The following is a 16174-nucleotide window of genomic DNA, read 5'->3' as shown; positions in this document are numbered from 1 at the left end:
TGTTTTAAATCTCAATGCTTAAAAGGGAAATAAAAATGGAATTAAAAAGACACTGACGACCATGACAATCAAAGTAAAGGGCACGCCAATTTTTAAAAAATCACTAAATTTATATCCCCCCGGCCCCACTACCATGGTATTCACCGGTGAGGAAACCGGTGTCATAAAGGCGGCAGAAGCGGCAATTGCCACCACCATCGCAAAAGGAATAGGGGAAACTTGAAGCTGTTGTGCCAATGAAATGGCGATGGGGGCGACTAAAATTGCCGTGGCGGTATTAGAGATAAATAAGCCTATTACCGCACAAAAGACGAACAACATCATTAGTACGAAATACATCCCCCAATCCCCCACCAAGCGGAGCATCATCTCCACCGCAAGCTGAATGCCGCCGGTTTTTTGTAATGCGGTGGCAAAAGGCATCATGCCGATAATCAAAATTAAACTTGGCCAATGAATAGCCTCATAAGCACTTTTGGCATCAATACAACGGAAATACCCCAGCATTAAACAACCAATGAGAGCAGCAATGACATTGGGCACAATGCCGGATACCATTAATAACACCATCACCGATACGGAAAGCAAAGCTTGGGGGGCTTGGCTTTGCGCCGGTGCAACACGTTCCATTTCTTTCGGGTAAGTCAGCACCACAAAATCTTTAGTGCGATTACGCATTTGCCGAATGACTTTCCAATCGCCAATTACAAGAATTAAATCACCCAGTTTATAAGGTGTGCCGGAAAAGCTGTCGGAGAGCAATTCGCCATCCCGTTTGATCCCCACGACATTTAATCCATACCGGGAGCGAAATGCCACCTCTTGTGTGGTTTTATCAATCAACGCCGATCCCGGTACTAAGGATAATTCAGCCATACCAATAGATTTGGCTTGCTCATCAAAAGATTGGGATTTAATCTCTGCCGGCTCTAAATTGTGAGTGTGGCAAAATTCGGTGAGGTTAAATTCTTGTTGCCCGATATCGATCATCAAAATATCTTTTTCGTGAATTTCCGAAGTGGCAAGAGGCATCATATAAGTTGGGCGGAAGCGTTTCCAACGTTCGATCGCCAACACATTCACCCCATAGTTGGTGCGTAAATGCAATTCATCTAAATTTTTACCGATAAAAGGCGAACCGTTACGCACTACAAAACGCTTTGCACGCCCCCGTAAACCGTATTCATCAATCAACTCGCCCATTGAACGTTGGCTATTTTCCGGGTTATCGGTGGCAATCGCCCCACCCAACCAACGGCGGGTTAAAAGCATATAGCCAATACCTAACAATAAAATGACGATGCCGATAGGTGTGAAATCAAAAAACTTTAAACGCACACCGGTATCTTTGACTAATTCGGCATTCACCACCAAGTTAGGTGCGGTGGCGATCAAGGTCATCATACCGCTTATCAACCCCGCCACACTTAGCGGCATCATTAAACGTTTTGGGGAAAGGTTCATTTGGCGGCAAATCATCAACACCACAGGGATAAAAATTGCCACGACCCCCGTAGAACTCATAAATGCCCCCAACCCTGCCACCGCAAGCATCAGTAATACCAAAACTTTGGTTTCACTATTTCCGGCAAGTTTTAAGATCCCTTCACTGACTTGATAAGCCACACCGGTACGCACCAATCCCTCACCGATAATAAACAACAAAGCTATCAAAATAATATTCGGGTCACTGAAACCGGCAAAAATTTCATGGGTGGTGAGAATACCGCTCAAATAGAACGCTAACATCACCAAAAGCGCAACTGCATCCATTCGCACTTTGTTTCTGATGAACAAAACCACAGCGATGGCGAGCAACACCAGCGTCCAAAAAAGTGGGCTAACCCAAAGTGCATGAGTAAATAAGGTATTCATTTCCTTTCCTCACTTTTAGCGATGTTCCAAAACTTTACGAACCGGTGCAAAACTACAGCGGTGCTGAGGTAATGCCCCGAATTCAGCGAGTTTTTCTAAGTGTAATTTGGTCGGATAGCCTTTATGTTGCGCAAAGGCATACTCAGGATATTGACGATCTAAGGCTTCCATTTCCTGATCCCGCGCCACTTTTGCCAAAATAGAGGCAGCACTAATTTCAGCCACTAAACTATCGCCTTTGACAATGGCTTGGGCGGGAATATCAAGATCTTGAGGAATGTTATTGCCATCCACCAGCACAAAGTGCGGTTGAATTTTTAAGGATTTTACCGCTCTTGTCATGGCAAGTAAGGATGCTTGCAAAATATTCAGTTCGTCTATTTCCTCTGCTTCCGCCCGCCCCAACGCCCAGGCGAGCGCCTTTTGTTTAATTTCTTCTGCCAGTGCAAGGCGTTTTTTTTCCGTCAATTTTTTAGAATCGGCTAAGCCCTCAATGGGCTGATTCGGATCTAAAATGACAGCCGCTGTCACCACGGCTCCCACTAAAGGCCCCCGCCCCACTTCATCGACACCGGCAATCAGCTCATAGCCTTGGGGATAGTTAAACATGTTGGTTTTCCTCTAATAAATCAATCACCGCTTGGGCCGCTTGTTTATCCGCATCACATTGGATTTGTTGGTGTAAATCCGTAAAGCGTTGAATTAAAACATGGCGATTTTTAACCGCACTTTCTTCGTCCGATAAATAGACCGCCAATCTTTCGGCCAGTAATGCAGGTTCACAATTTTCTTGAATCATCTCCGGCACAAGCATTTCATTCGCTAGGAGATTAGGTAAGGAAATATAGTCCGTTTTTACCAAGCGTTTAGCCAGTAAATAAGTGAGGGGTTTCATTTTATAACCCACCACCATTGGCGATTTACATAACATGGCCTCAAGCGCGGCTGTGCCGGAAGCCAATAATGTAGCCTGTGCAGCAATTAAAACTTGGCGTGCATTGCCATCGATCAGGTGCATCGCTAAATCCGGTGCTACTTTTGCCTTAATGGCTTCGAATTGCTGTCGGCGTTTTTCATTCACTAAAGGCACAAGAAATTGCAGATCAGGAAATTGTGCCTTCAACAATAAGGCGGTTTTCAAAAAAGGCTCGGCTAAAAATTCAACTTCCGAACCTCGGCTTCCAACCAGTATCGCCAAATAACGTTGAGTAGGATCAATATTGAGAAATTGGCACGCCTCGGCTCGATTGGGTTTAAGGGGAATGGCATCGGCCATGGTGTGACCGATAAAACGGCAAGGCACATTGAATTTATCATAAAAGGCCTTTTCAAAAGGTAAAAAGGCTAATACTTGGTGTGTGGCTTTTGCAATTTTGTGAATACGGTTTTGACGCCACGCCCACACGGAAGGGCTGACATAATGAATGGTTTTAATGCCATTGGCTTTGAGTTTTAACTCCACATCTAAATTAAAATCCGGTGCATCAATCCCGATATACACATCAGGCTTTTCACGCAACATGGTTTGGATCACCTTTTTACGGATTTTTAGCAAATGAGGTAAATGCTTCACCACTTCCGCCAACCCCATCACAGAAAGCGCTTCCATATCCACCAAGGTTTCGCACCCCTCAGCCAACATACGAGGCCCAGCAATGCCAATAAAACGGGCATGAGGATAATGAATTTTCAGTTGGCGAATAAGGCCGGCACCGAGAATATCGCCCGACACTTCTCCGGCAACAAGGGCAATGGTGATGTTTTCTTTATTCATTAAATTTATCCTAAAAAATAACCGCACTTTTAATCTGAAAGTGCGGTTGATTTACAATTGATTTCTTGAAAATTTCCATTTTGGAAGGAGGATAAAGGTTCGAGATTAACGAATAATACCGCGTGTCGAACGCTTGAAAAAATCAGTGAAAAAACTAATGGCAGAATCTGTTTCTGCGATTTGTTCAATTTCCGGTATCACTTCCTCAAGGGTTTTCCCACTGCGATAAATCATTTTGTAAACATTACGAATGGCATGCATTGTCGGCTTATCAAACCCACGGCGTTTTAACCCTTCTAAATTCACACCAAACGGGCGGGCATGGTTGCCTTGCGCCATCACATAAGGCGGCACATCTTGGCTCACCATAGAGCCGCCGCCGAGCATAACGTGTGCGCCCACCACAACAAACTGGTGAATGGCAGACATTCCCCCAACAATGACAAAATCATCTAATTCCACATGACCGGCCAGGGTGGCATTATTGGCTAAAATGCAGTTGTTTTTAATTTGACAATCATGTGCCACATGAACATTAATCATCAGAAGATTATTATTGCCGATACGGGTAACCCCGCCCCCTTGAATCGTGCCACGATGAATCGTCACATGTTCACGAATTTTGTTGGCATTTCCTACGATGGTTTTCGTCGCTTCACCTTTGTATTTTAAATCTTGGTTGACTTCCCCAATCGTTGCAAATTGATAAATTTCGTTATCTTCACCAATTACCGTATCACCGCGTACGACCACATGAGATTTCAGCACGGTGCGTGCTTTAATCTCCACACTTCCTTCAACAATACAAAAAGGACCAATGACCACATCCTCACCAATAATAGCCCCGTCTTCAACTAATGCTGTCGGGTGGATTTTTGCACTTGAGTGAATCATAGTTATTTCCTTACTTAGCGACGAGCGCACATTAATTTCGCTTCACAAGCCACTTCACCATTGACCGTTGCAATACCGGTGAATGCGGTGATCCCACGGCGTTCTTTGATGACTTTAACGTTTAATTCCATTTGATCCCCGGGTAGGACCGGGCGTTTAAAACGGGCTTCATCAATCCCCGCAAAATAAAACAGCTCTCCCCCTTTTAATTCGTGGGTTTTGAAAGCCAAAATCCCCATGGCTTGCGCCAGCGCTTCTAAAATTAACACGCCCGGTAAAATCGGCTCTCCGGGGAAATGCCCGGTAAAACAGGGTTCATTCACGCTGATATTTTTGATCGCTTTTAACCATTCGCCTTCTTTGAAATCCAACACACGATCCACTAATAAAAACGGATAACGGTGTGGTAATAAAGTCATAATTTCTTTTGCTTCAATCACTCTGTCTGCTTGAATTTCTGACACGTTTAATCCCTTTTAAAAAAATGCAAGATAGGCGAAATTATACGGTATTTTAATAGCGATTACAAAATCGCCCGCTTCTCATCTCGCTCAAAAAATCTACTATTAAAACGTAAGTGTTCCCAACAATGGCGATAGACCAAACCTTTTCCCTCACCGTTACATAGAATTTAAACGTTGGAAGAATGACAAAAATTGCTATAATCACCGCTCATTTTCATGAGGAAAAATAAATATGCATTCAATTTCTTATTGGCAACGTTTAAAAGTGGCTTTTCAATATGTGATGCCTCAACATTATTTAACCCAATTTGCCGGCTGGTTTGCTAAGCAAAAATGGGGAGCAATCACCCATCTTTCCATCAAAGCCTTTGCGAAAAAATACAACATTGATATGAGTATTGCGCAAAAAGAACAATTTAATGACTACGAAAGTTTCAACGAATTTTTTATTCGCCCGCTCAAAGATAACGCCCGTCCAATTAACCAAAATCCGACCGCACTTTGCTTGCCGGCAGACGGTCGTATCAGTGAATATGGTCATATTGATGATAATCGCTTATTACAAGCCAAAGGGCATTTTTTCCGTTTAGAGGATTTATTGGCAGAAGAAAAAGAATTAGTGGATACCTTTAAAAATGGTGAGTTTGTCACCACTTATCTTTCGCCAAGAGATTATCACCGTGTGCATATGCCTTGCGATGGGATACTGCGTAAAATGATTTATGTTCCCGGCGATTTATTCTCCGTCAATCCGTTTTTGGCTCAGCATGTACCGAATTTATTTGCCCGTAACGAACGGGTAATTTGTGTGTTTGATACAGAATTTGGCACGATGGTACAAATTTTAGTAGGGGCAACGGTCACCGCAAGCATTGGGACAACATGGGCAGGGGTCATCAATCCACCACGTCATCATGAAGTGAAAAGCTGGACCTACGAAGGCGAAAATGCAGTGAAACTAGTAAAAGGTCAAGAAATGGGTTGGTTCCAACTCGGCTCTACCGTCATTAATTTATTCCAAGAAAATCAAGTACGATTGGCAGACCACCTCAGCGTAGGCGAGCCGGTTCGTATGGGTGAAATTTTGGCATATAAAAACTAATATTTAACAAAGGAAAACACCATGAATTTTGAACAAGTTAAATTAGACAGCCTTTCAGAAAAAGGTAGCTACGGTATCGGTTTACAAATCGGTCAACAATTATTAGATAGCCAAATGGAGATTACCGTTGAAGCAGTAGCCAAAGGAATTTTCGATGCCATTAATCACAATCAACCGGCATTGGATATCAATGAATTAATGCTTTCCGTGCAGCAACTTCAACAACAAGCGGCACAAGCACAACAAGCCCAATTTAAAGCCATCGAAGAAGAAGGCAAAGCTTTTTTAGCAGAAAATGCGAAAAAAGCCGGCGTCAGCGTGACAGACAGCGGACTTCAATATGAAGTTATCACCGAAGGGAACGGTGCGAAACCCTCAGCCTCCGATAAAGTGCGTGTTCACTATACAGGAACATTACCAGACGGCACGGTCTTCGACAGTTCCGTTTCCCGTGGTCAACCGGCAGAATTCCCGGTTAATGGTGTCATTCGTGGCTGGGTAGAAGCATTACAAATGATGCCGGTAGGTTCTAAATGGAAACTGACTATTCCTCACGAACTTGCCTACGGCGAACGTGGCGCAGGTGCGTCAATCCCACCTTTCTCTACTCTTGTATTTGAAGTGGAATTATTAGATATTCTTTAATCTCAAAGAAAAAGAGCGGTTGATTTTCAAGGTGAATTTCAACCGCTCCCTTTATATCAAGCTAAACTCGAGCGTGTTTTTTTCGTTTTTTCTTACTCTGTTTTTTCTGAAGTGGTGCTCCTTTTTTATAACCTTGCATCCATGCCGACTTTAACCCACTAGAAACACCCCCGTATTGCTGACAGTAATTAATACGCTGTTGCAATAAACTTTGTTGATAAGCACTGAACGTTTTTCCTACTCTAAAACCATCTAGATACCAATCATCCGCATCATGGCAATCGGCTGTGTTTAAACGTTTTGTTGAGCTATTCACATAAAAGGGAGAACGTCCTGCACCACTATCTGCCAACACATTTAATGTCAAAGAACCCCATAACAAAGCAAAAATAAAGGCTTTTTTCACAATACATCCTTATAAAATAATCATATCATCACGATGAAGCGCTACTGCGCCATATTCGTAACCTAAAACCGCTTCAATTTCTTGAGATTTTTTTCCTTTGATCAGCAATAAGGCATCACTATTATAACGAGGCATACCCAGTGCGATATTTTTGCCTGCCTGGTTATAAATTTTCACTACTTCACCACGAGAAAAACGCCCTTCAACCGCGACAATCCCTGCGGGTAATAACGATTTATTTTGCATAAGCATCGCTTGTTCGGCCCCTTCATCAATGGTGATTTCCCCGGCTGAAGGGGCGGCAAATAACCATTGCTTGCGACTTTCCAAACGATCTGAGTGATGAGCAGTAAACTTTGTGCCAATATTCTGTTCATGGGCTAAATCCACAATCACATTTGAACGATTGCCCGGGGCGATAATGGTTTCAATACCGGATCGGGTTGCCACATCGGCGGCGATAATTTTCGTACTCATCCCGCCTGTACCAAGATTTGTACCACTCCCTCCGGCAATGGAACGAATATGATCGGTAATTTTATCCACCACTGAAATCAATTTTGCTTGCGGATTTTTACGGGGATCACTATCAAATAGCCCTTGCTGATCCGTTAAGAGATAAAGTTGCTCTGCTTGCACGAGAATGGCCACCAACGCCGAGAGATTATCGTTATCCCCTACCTTAATTTCTGCCGTTGCCACCGCATCATTTTCATTAATAACAGGAATGATGTGATTATCCAAAAGCGCATGCAAGGTATCACGGGCATTGAGAAAACGCTCACGATCTTCGATATCTGCACGGGTCAATAAGATCTGTCCGATATGAATATCGTAAATCGCAAATAATTTTTCCCAAGCCTGGATCAGTTGGCTTTGCCCTACCGCAGCTAATAGTTGTTTGGATGCAATGGTCGGAGGTAGCGTAGGATGATTTAAATAATGACGACCTGCGGCAATAGCGCCGGAAGTAACAATCACAATACGAAAGCCCTCATGATGAAGCTGTGCAATTTGTCTGACAATTTCCATCATATGCGGCGAATTTAATTTTGGTGAGCCTTGAGTTAAGGTGCTGGTGCCAAATTTAACAACAATGGTTTTCTTATTCATTTTGCTTTATTTTCATCTCAAAAAATGCCGTTTACGTTATCACTAAATTTGTTAAAAAGCATTAACTTTATGTGGCGCTGTGATATATTGCTTCACTCTTCAACAAGGAGTTTTTATGACATTCAGTTTAATTGTTGCCACCACTCTCAATAGCGTGATTGGTAAAGACAACCAAATGCCTTGGCACCTTCCCGCCGATCTGGCTTGGTTTAGAAAAAATACCACAGGGAAACCGGTGATTATGGGACGTAAAACCTTTGAAAGTATTGGTCGCCCCCTGCCCAAACGTGTGAATATTGTGCTATCACGTCAACCCTATGAACATGAAGGGATCATCTGGAAAAACAGCCTTGAAAGTGCGGTCGATTTTGTCAAAGATTCAGAAGAAATAATGCTTATTGGTGGCGGTGAACTCTTTAAGCAATATTTACCCCAAGCAGATAAACTCTATTTAACGCAAATTCAAACCGAACTGGATGGCGATACTTTTTTCCCTCCCTTAAATTGGGCTGAATGGCACATTGAATTTGAACAATATCGCCAAAAAGATGAAGATAACCCTTACGACTGCCGTTTTCTAATTTTAGCGAGAAAGTAAAAAAATCAGACAAAATTCGTCTTTTTTATCACCATTTTGATTATTAACCATTCAAATACGATTTTTTTTTCACTTTTTTAAATTTAGTTGTTGACCGATAACCGAAAAAATAGTTTAATACGCCCCGTTGTTCGGCACTAGCCTATAATAACGCCTCGATAGCTCAGTCGGTAGAGCAGGGGATTGAAAATCCCCGTGTCGGTGGTTCGATTCCGCCTCGAGGCACCATTTCCTCCTTAGTTCAGTCGGTAGAACGGTGGACTGTTAATCCATATGTCGCAGGTTCGAGTCCCGCAGGAGGAGCCAAATTCTAAGAAGCCGCTAGAGAAATTTAGCGGCTTTTTGCTATGTTTAAAATAACATTGAATTTAATCTCTAAAAGATAAGGAATTGTTTATGAAAAAACTTTTTACATTCTTTGCTTTCTTGATGCTTTGCACATCTACTTTTGCCTCCAATCAAGTTAATCTGCGCGATGAAATGATGATTATGGCGCAACGCCTCAATTTCGCCAATCGCACGGAGTCTGCTGAAGAATTTAAAAATAATATGAGTGCTTTTATTGAGGCCGCCGAAAAATCGAAAGCCACTGTTCCACCCGCATGGGATGGCGATATTTCTCAATTCCCGGGGTATCAACAGGGTTTACAAAAAGTCATTGATGTTGCCACGGAAGCCAAAACGCTTGCCGAACAAAATCAGTTAAATGACGCCAAAGAAAAACTCAGCGAAATGCCTGAATTGCGAAAAATGTACCATAAATTGTATAAATAACCGCTGGCGATTTCCTATCACATTTTTGTCTAAAAATCCCACAATACATCACTTGAAATTCACCTTATAATGGTGTTAAATCTGCACACATTATAAGGTTATTAAATAAGTTGTATTTTAGTAGGATTTTATGTGTCAATTACTCGGTATGAATTGCAATACCCCAACGGATATTGTTTTTTCCTTTGAAGGCTTTCGGCGTCGTGCCGGTTTAACAGATTGCCATTCTGACGGATTTGGAATTGCATTTTTTGAAGGACGTGGCGTGCGTATTTTTCGTGACAATCGTCCCGCCTCCCTTTCTCCTATCGCAGACTGTGTGAAACAGTACAACATTAAATCCCTCAATGTTATCGCCCATATTCGCAAAGCCACACAAGGCGAGGTAAATATCGAAAATACTCATCCTTTTATTAGAGAAATTTGGGGTGAAAATTGGGTGTTCGCTCATAATGGTAATTTAAAAAACTTACCCGATATGTCGGAAAGTTTCTGCCAACCTATTGGTTCCACCGATTCCGAGACCGCTTTCTGCTATATGGCGGAATATTTAAAAAATCGTTTCCGAAAAAAACCGACCGAAATACAAATTTTTGAAGCCATTCAAGAAGTGACCAAAGAACTTGCTACCCATGGCACTTTCAACTTTATTCTTTCGAATGGAGAATGGATGATCGCCCATTGTTCAACCAATTTGCATTATCTAACACGCAAAGCCCCTTTCGGAAAAGCACACCGAATTGATGACGATGGCGTGATTGATTTTAATGATTACGCCAAAGATGGCGATAAAGTAACCATTATCACCACCTTCCCCCTCACCAAAGATGAAGTTTGGACAAAAATGGAAAACGGCGGTTTCGTCTTCTTTAAAGAGGGGGATAAAGTGGCAGAAGTGATTGGTGTGGCAAAAGAAATGGAAGACGACGGCACGCTGGGTTTACGCCAAACCGCTTAACTCTCAAAGCTTTACGGCATGAATATCACGTTTATAGAAAAGCCGTGATTTTATTCGATTAGAAAGGAAAGAATATGAATATTTTATTATTAGATGGCGGCAAAGCCTTCGGTCATTCAAACGGACAACTGAACCACACCTTGCACCACACTGCTTGTGAAGTATTGAAACAACTTGGACACAACATTCAGGAAACCGTGATTGATAACGGCTATAACATTGAAGAAGAAGTCGAAAAATTCCTTTGGATGGATGCCGTGATCTGGCAAATGCCGGGTTGGTGGATGGGTGAACCTTGGACGGTCAAAAAATACATTGACGAGGTCTTTACCGCCGGACACGGCAAACTTTATCACAGTGATGGTCGTCATCGTGTTGAACCGACCAAAGGCTACGGCACGGGTGGTTTGCTCCACGGTAAAAAACATATGCTTTCTTTAACTTGGAACGCCCCTATTGAGGCCTTCACCGCACCTAACGATTTCTTTGAAGAACAAGGCGTGGATGGGGTATATCTTCACTTCCACAAAGCCAATGAATTTATTGGGATCAAAGAAGCATTACCGACCTTCATTTGCAACGATGTAATCAAATCACCGGATGTGCCAAAATATATCGCTGATTACAAAGCTCATCTGACGAAAGTGTTTGGTTAAGGTGATGAAAGAGCGGTCGGATTTTGAGATGTTTTATCCATTCCGGCCTTTATTTTATTTAACGTACTTATTACTACTTGTGTCGAAATACAATTGTGATAGATCATCAACTATCCCATTGAGTTTAGGCGCAATCAGGCTAAGTGGTTTTATCATCCCTGGTTAGCAAAAGTTCTTCAATTCCCGTTTGAAAAGCAATCCCCATTCCCACCAACACGCCAATCGGGGCGGAAAATAAAGCAATCATTGTTTTTCTCCATAAAATTAAGTTAAACCCATTATAGGTGGGAAAGATTGTTTTGATTAGATGGGAACAATTGAATGGGCTATTGAGTAAAATTCAATAATCTCTTTTGAGTGAAAAGTGCGGTCGCTTTTTCTCCTGTTTTTGCAAAAGCGGCTAATTGATGGCTGATATAAGCCGAAATGCCCCTAAAATCGACCGCACTTTTAATCTGATAAAGGATATTAAAATTTGTAGAGCAACTATTTTTATAATGAGATGAAATCGTTATGTTATTTTTGGTGTTTCTTCAACCATTGTTGCATAAATTTAATTTCCTCTTCTTGCGCCTGAATAATATTTTTAGCCAGTTGGCGTAATTCAGGATCTTTGCCATATTTCAGCTCAATCTCCGCCATTTTCACCGCACCTTGATGATGAGGAATCATCCCCGCAGCAAAGGCAATATCCGCATCTTGGCTTTCCATACCTTTCATCATATCTTGGTGCATTTCATTCATTCCCACCATTAATTCTTGCTACATCGGGGTAAGATGAGTGGCTTGATGGTGATGAGTGGTGTTAGCCATCGCTGCTGCACCAAGGGTTAAACCGAGTAATGCGATCATTTGTTTTTTCATAAAATACTCCATTGGGTTAAATTGAGCAGGCATCTTAAACCCTAACCTTAGGTTAAGGTCAAGCATATTTCGGCTGTTTATTTTAAAGAAAATAATATTGCCCTTGTCCAAGGCAAAAAAACGCACTAATATTGTATCTACTTATCTACATTAAGGGAGATGTAATATGCCCATTATGACCAGCCGTGAATTTAACCAACATTCCAGTCAAGCCCAAAAATACGCCTTAAAAGAACCAGTGATTATCACCAATCGTGGTACACCGGCATTTGTGTTGATGAGTTATTCAGACTATGAAAAAACACAAAAACCGTTTATCAGCATTGCTGATGCACTTTGCCCTACCAATCCTGATGTAGCCGATATTGAGTGGGAATTACAAGCACGCAGTCGGACCCAACGACGTCCTGTTGATTTTTCAGAATAAGGGGAAATAATGTATTTGCTGGATACCAACATTATTAGTGAAATCAGAAAATTAGCTAAAAATAAATGTCATCAAAGCGTAGCAAACTGGGTTAGAGCCACATCAAAAGAATTAATGTTTACCAACGCAGTAGTAATGATGGAATTAGAGCGAGGCGTGATGTCTGTTGAACGTAAAGACACCACGCAGGGAAAATTGTTGAGATATTGGCTAGAAATAGAGGTGAAATCAGCTTTTCATGGAAAAATCCTCAAAATTGATGAAAAAACCGCTCAAATCTGCGCCAAACTACATATTCCAGACCACGCCCCTGAAAATGATGCGTGGATTGCCGCAAGTGCCATTCAACACAATTTGATATTGGTCACACGCAACACGGCAGATTTTGCCCGTACCGGCGTGAGATTATTTAATCCCTTTGAATAATCAAAACCGCCCGAGTGATTATCCGGACGGTTTTACTCAAAAGTGCGGTCATTTTTATCACTGTTTTTGTAACCGCTCTAACACCTCATTCGCCTTATCCGCAGCCACTGGATTAGACTTACTTAACTCAGCAGTGATCCGTTTTAATTCCACTTCATTTAAACCGAGATTTCTCAAAATGCCTAGATGAGAACGCACCGTTTCCAGCCCTGCAAGGGTGCTGACGGTAACGATCTCACGATTAACCGCACTTAAATTATCACGACTGAACAAATAACCGAATAAATGGGCTTTTAAAGCATAATCAATGCCCTCAAAATTCCATAAAATCGCTGAATTATCCCGTCCATTTAGGGTACTGAGCGTATGCGTACCTAAGGCATAATAGTCGGTCGATCCCGTTTTTGCTGTCGGATTGCCTTGCTCATCATGAATACCTTTCCCTTATTTTTCCTTTGCTTAGAGAATGGCTAAACATTTTAAATACGGAAGTTGTTCTTCTACAAACGCCTTGTGGAGATCTTTCATCATGGCTTTGCCTTCGTTGTCATCATGTAGGGTTCTCCCCTCTTTCGACATAAATAATCCGTTAGCCTTTAACAGATCCCAAGCAAATTCCACCTGTTTATTTTTCGCAATGCCTTCAATATGCGCCAGCAAGAACCAACGTTGTACCAAGTCAATATGATACGCCCCACCGGTAATCGGGCAGACAAGATAGCTAATATTGAATTGCGAAGAACGGGATTGTTCCAGTATATAGCGATTAAAGGCCACACAATGAGGACGGGCTTGCTCAATCGCCTCTTCAGATTGAACAATCGCTAGATTATTTTTCCCCGCAAGCACTGCCAAGACGTTAAAGATACCGTCTTCGTTTATCTGATCTTTTAAGGTTTCTACAATTGCTTTCACAGAATGAATTTTGTGATCTTGTAAAATATCGAGTACAGGATTAAATAACGTTTCATTTAACCCGACATTTAAATGGCTTGAGGCTTTCATTTCAATTTTCAAACGCGGGGTATGTAGCAAGACGCGTAGCTTTTTCCACGCTTCACTTTGTTCATAAGGAGTTAAATGACGTGCACCTTTTACCCAAAAATCCTTACGAAACTGCTTATTCAAGATAAAATCTTTCACTGTTTGCGCAAAGGAGGGATTGCTAAAACTTGCCATTAATTCACGCTGTTCTTGGTTATAGAGCGTGTCGTTGAAATCGTCTAAATAATTACTGGAACAAGCAAAAATTAACTTAGCCATTTCCAACCATTTTTGCATATCGGCAAAATACATCGGTTGCCAATCTTTATTCAGATATTCATGGGCAATATAATTGAGATCTTTATCCTTCAAGCTTTCAAGGCGAGATTGAAGTTGCGGTGAGTTTTGAGTAAGAGATGGGCTCTGTGCAAACACTTTCTCGACAAATTCTACACTGTCTTTGATATTTTGTTGACGGCTGTTCGCCGTAGAGGTCATCGTGTTATGGTGCTCAAGCAATAAATGACGCAACGGTGAAGGAGCCGACCATCCCGGTAAGGTGTTATAACTGATATATAATATCCCACCCACTTTTAATTTACGGCGAATGAAATCCACCAAAATCGCCCTGTTTTCATCGGAAATCCAAGACCAAATGCCGTGTAATCCAATAAAATCAAATTCCGGTAAATCATCACGTTGACAAAATTCATTAAAACCTTGGTCTGCAATTAATGCACCATTATCGGCAATATGAGAAAGATGACGGGCAAAATTGGCTTGAGAGGGGTTAAAATCCGTGGCATACCATTTGGCATACCCCGCCGTTGCATGGGCATTTACCGATACCCCTTGTCCAAAACCAAGCTCACAAGCATGATATTGACCGTTTAAAATCGATTCAGGTAAGGCTAACCCCGCCATAAGAAAGGGAACAATCGCATTATTAGGATTGAGTTCCGAATAATAACCAAACGTGTAGTTTACATCACTCACATAGCCTTCCGACCAACTAGACATAAGTTCTCCTCTTGAATATTAATCGTTAAATCATTTATTAATATTGATCGCCTTATCCGCGATGTTCTGCCAACCCTTTCACCATTTTCGGATCACGGTGATTGAAGATGATCTCATCACGATTGAGTGTCGCAATTTGTGCTAAATCCTGCTCATCAAGGGTGAAATCAAAAATATCGCGGTTTTCAACCATCCGCTCAATTTTATGCCACACTCCTCTCTGCACTGGTAGAATGAGTGCTTTCAATGCGATTGCGGTAAAAAATATCATCATTTAAATCACTGGAAACATTCAATCTTGAAGAAGAAAAAGGCTGATAAAAACAACCGCACTTTAAGCCCAACCTAAAGTGCGGTTAAATTTGAGGAAGAATTACCAAGGGTTAAAAGCCCCCCTTCTCTAATCTTATTTCATCGCTCATCGTTAAGAATATTCATTATTTCCCCTTCTCTTAATTTCTCCTTAAGATCTTTTTGTTTTAATAAACTCATCGAAAGGCAAACAGGCTAATCGAAAATAACCAAGTGATAGGGCTTAATCAATTTGAAAGCCACACTTTTTATTTAAAAAAATAAACTTTAAATAAGGAAAAAATATGGAACACAACAAAACGATGAATGATTTAATGCGGCAAACTCAACAAAAAATCGAGCAATTTAAAGTAGAGGCGATAGAAAAACAGCAGGCATTAATCCAATCCTTACATGAACAAATCGCAAAAAGCCGTGAAATTCAAGCCACACTACAACAAAGCCAACAACAATTAATGGCGCAAATGGAATATGGGGCTGCTGTACTAATGGATTTAGAACAAGGATTACAGCTGGATTTTAGTGCAGAAATCGCAGAATTCGAACAAGCTTATCAGAACGAAAATGCCGATAAAGAAGCATTAGCTCAACACTTAGAGCAATCTACACAGGAAAAAATCGCATTACAGCTCAATGAATTAAAAGCAAAAACCAATGTAGCATTACAAGAATTAGGGCTGGTAAGACAAAATATCCAGCAATTATTTCGTGAAGAAAATGCTGCAAAAATTAATCGCCTAGCAAAATTAAAACGCCATTTTTATAGACGTTTTGGTAAACAACTCATTGCCTCAAAAGAATGTTTGGCAAAACAATTAGAACTGGGCGCCGCCAAACTTCGGGCATAGGCAATGTAAATTAAGTGCAGAGGGGATTTTTCAA

19 protein-coding genes, 2 tRNA genes and 1 pseudogene are annotated in these 16174 nt (G+C 41.5%); 11 read left to right on the top strand and 11 right to left on the bottom strand.

All coding sequences use genetic code 11. From position 1 onward, the window contains the following. Positions 1 to 18: 18 nt before the first annotated feature. From BKK48_RS02005 to fabZ, 5 genes are all read right to left on the bottom strand, one after another. On the bottom strand, positions 19 to 1875 hold the full coding sequence (locus BKK48_RS02005; RefSeq protein WP_077426537.1) for an SLC13 family permease: 1857 nt from the start codon (positions 1873 to 1875) through the stop codon (positions 19 to 21). 15 nt (positions 1876 to 1890) lie between these two features. Next, positions 1891 to 2484 carry a ribonuclease HII gene (gene rnhB, locus BKK48_RS02000; RefSeq protein WP_077426536.1) on the bottom strand — a complete coding sequence of 198 codons (594 nt, stop codon included), beginning with the start codon at positions 2482 to 2484 and terminating at the stop codon, positions 1891 to 1893. After that, complete coding sequence (lpxB, locus tag BKK48_RS01995; RefSeq protein WP_077426535.1) at positions 2477 to 3649, bottom strand: lipid-A-disaccharide synthase; 1173 nt, start codon at positions 3647 to 3649, stop codon at positions 2477 to 2479. The genes rnhB and lpxB overlap by 8 nt, the downstream gene beginning before the upstream one ends. 105 nt (positions 3650 to 3754) lie before the next feature. Further along, entirely contained in the window at positions 3755 to 4543 is a 789-nt protein-coding gene (lpxA, locus tag BKK48_RS01990) for an acyl-ACP--UDP-N-acetylglucosamine O-acyltransferase (protein WP_077426534.1), read from the bottom strand. Between the two features lie 14 nt (positions 4544 to 4557). Next, positions 4558 to 5007: a 3-hydroxyacyl-ACP dehydratase FabZ gene (fabZ, locus tag BKK48_RS01985; protein WP_077426533.1), complete on the bottom strand. Its 450-nt coding sequence runs from the start codon at positions 5005 to 5007 to the stop codon at positions 4558 to 4560. 232 nt (positions 5008 to 5239) lie between these two features. Between fabZ and asd the strand changes: the two genes are divergently transcribed. Next, positions 5240 to 6109 (top strand): archaetidylserine decarboxylase, encoded by an 870-nt coding sequence (gene asd, locus BKK48_RS01980; protein ID WP_077426532.1) that lies wholly within the window; start codon positions 5240 to 5242, stop codon positions 6107 to 6109. A gap of 21 nt (positions 6110 to 6130) precedes the next feature. After that, positions 6131 to 6754 (top strand): BamJ family beta-barrel-assembly machinery protein, encoded by a 624-nt coding sequence (gene bamJ / locus BKK48_RS01975; protein ID WP_077426531.1) that lies wholly within the window; start codon positions 6131 to 6133, stop codon positions 6752 to 6754. A 61-nt stretch (positions 6755 to 6815) separates the two neighbouring features. Here the strand turns inward: bamJ and BKK48_RS01970 are convergent, their stop codons facing one another. Continuing rightward, a complete protein-coding gene (locus tag BKK48_RS01970) occupies positions 6816 to 7160 on the bottom strand; it encodes a hypothetical protein (RefSeq protein ID WP_143538755.1) in 345 nt (114 codons plus the stop codon). Between the two features lie 9 nt (positions 7161 to 7169). Beyond that, positions 7170 to 8273: a glutamate 5-kinase gene (gene proB, locus BKK48_RS01965; protein ID WP_077426530.1), complete on the bottom strand. Its 1104-nt coding sequence runs from the start codon at positions 8271 to 8273 to the stop codon at positions 7170 to 7172. 115 nt (positions 8274 to 8388) lie between these two features. Here proB and folA point away from each other — a divergent pair, with 115 nt between their 5' ends. From folA to BKK48_RS01935, 6 genes are all read left to right on the top strand, one after another. Continuing rightward, entirely contained in the window at positions 8389 to 8871 is a 483-nt protein-coding gene (folA, locus tag BKK48_RS01960) for a type 3 dihydrofolate reductase (protein ID WP_077426529.1), read from the top strand. Positions 8872 to 9023: 152 nt separating this feature from the next. Next, positions 9024 to 9099, top strand: a tRNA-Phe gene (locus BKK48_RS01955). 2 nt (positions 9100 to 9101) lie between these two features. Continuing rightward, positions 9102 to 9177: transfer RNA gene (locus tag BKK48_RS01950), tRNA-Asn, on the top strand. Between the two features lie 90 nt (positions 9178 to 9267). Beyond that, on the top strand, positions 9268 to 9645 hold the full coding sequence (locus tag BKK48_RS01945; RefSeq protein WP_077426528.1) for a cytochrome b562: 378 nt from the start codon (positions 9268 to 9270) through the stop codon (positions 9643 to 9645). A gap of 130 nt (positions 9646 to 9775) precedes the next feature. Next, positions 9776 to 10603 carry a class II glutamine amidotransferase gene (locus BKK48_RS01940; RefSeq protein WP_077426527.1) on the top strand — a complete coding sequence of 276 codons (828 nt, stop codon included), beginning with the start codon at positions 9776 to 9778 and terminating at the stop codon, positions 10601 to 10603. 74 nt (positions 10604 to 10677) lie between these two features. Beyond that, entirely contained in the window at positions 10678 to 11259 is a 582-nt protein-coding gene (locus BKK48_RS01935) for an NAD(P)H-dependent oxidoreductase (RefSeq protein WP_077426526.1), read from the top strand. A 516-nt stretch (positions 11260 to 11775) separates the two neighbouring features. On the opposite strand, the gene copM is transcribed toward BKK48_RS01935, so the two are convergent. Then, entirely contained in the window at positions 11776 to 12003 is a 228-nt protein-coding gene (gene copM, locus BKK48_RS01930) for a CopM family metallochaperone (protein ID WP_244154848.1), read from the bottom strand. A gap of 286 nt (positions 12004 to 12289) precedes the next feature. Here copM and BKK48_RS01925 point away from each other — a divergent pair, with 286 nt between their 5' ends. After that, complete coding sequence (locus BKK48_RS01925; RefSeq protein WP_077426525.1) at positions 12290 to 12550, top strand: type II toxin-antitoxin system Phd/YefM family antitoxin; 261 nt, start codon at positions 12290 to 12292, stop codon at positions 12548 to 12550. A 9-nt stretch (positions 12551 to 12559) separates the two neighbouring features. Beyond that, a complete protein-coding gene (locus tag BKK48_RS01920; RefSeq protein WP_077426524.1) occupies positions 12560 to 12976 on the top strand; it encodes a type II toxin-antitoxin system VapC family toxin in 417 nt (138 codons plus the stop codon). A 57-nt stretch (positions 12977 to 13033) separates the two neighbouring features. Here BKK48_RS01920 and BKK48_RS01915 read toward each other — a convergent pair whose 3' ends face one another. The 3 genes and pseudogenes from BKK48_RS01915 to BKK48_RS01905 all read right to left on the bottom strand — a co-directional run. Further along, positions 13034 to 13249 carry a carboxymuconolactone decarboxylase family protein gene (locus tag BKK48_RS01915; protein ID WP_077426523.1) on the bottom strand — a complete coding sequence of 72 codons (216 nt, stop codon included), beginning with the start codon at positions 13247 to 13249 and terminating at the stop codon, positions 13034 to 13036. Between the two features lie 186 nt (positions 13250 to 13435). Next, on the bottom strand, positions 13436 to 14980 hold the full coding sequence (locus BKK48_RS01910; RefSeq protein WP_077426522.1) for a class I SAM-dependent methyltransferase: 1545 nt from the start codon (positions 14978 to 14980) through the stop codon (positions 13436 to 13438). A 52-nt stretch (positions 14981 to 15032) separates the two neighbouring features. Further along, a pseudogene (locus BKK48_RS01905) lies at positions 15033 to 15185 on the bottom strand (aldo/keto reductase); the annotation flags it as partial. A 391-nt stretch (positions 15186 to 15576) separates the two neighbouring features. On the opposite strand from BKK48_RS01905, the gene BKK48_RS01900 reads away from it, so the two are divergent. Continuing rightward, a complete protein-coding gene (locus BKK48_RS01900; RefSeq protein ID WP_077426521.1) occupies positions 15577 to 16140 on the top strand; it encodes a hypothetical protein in 564 nt (187 codons plus the stop codon). Positions 16141 to 16174: the final 34 nt, after the last annotated feature.

This window comes from Rodentibacter heidelbergensis (genome assembly GCF_002000125.1).
Taxonomy (GTDB): domain Bacteria; phylum Pseudomonadota; class Gammaproteobacteria; order Enterobacterales; family Pasteurellaceae; genus Rodentibacter; species Rodentibacter heidelbergensis.
Note: the sequence above shows the minus strand (reverse complement) of the source record. Positions and strands in the feature narration are given on the sequence as shown.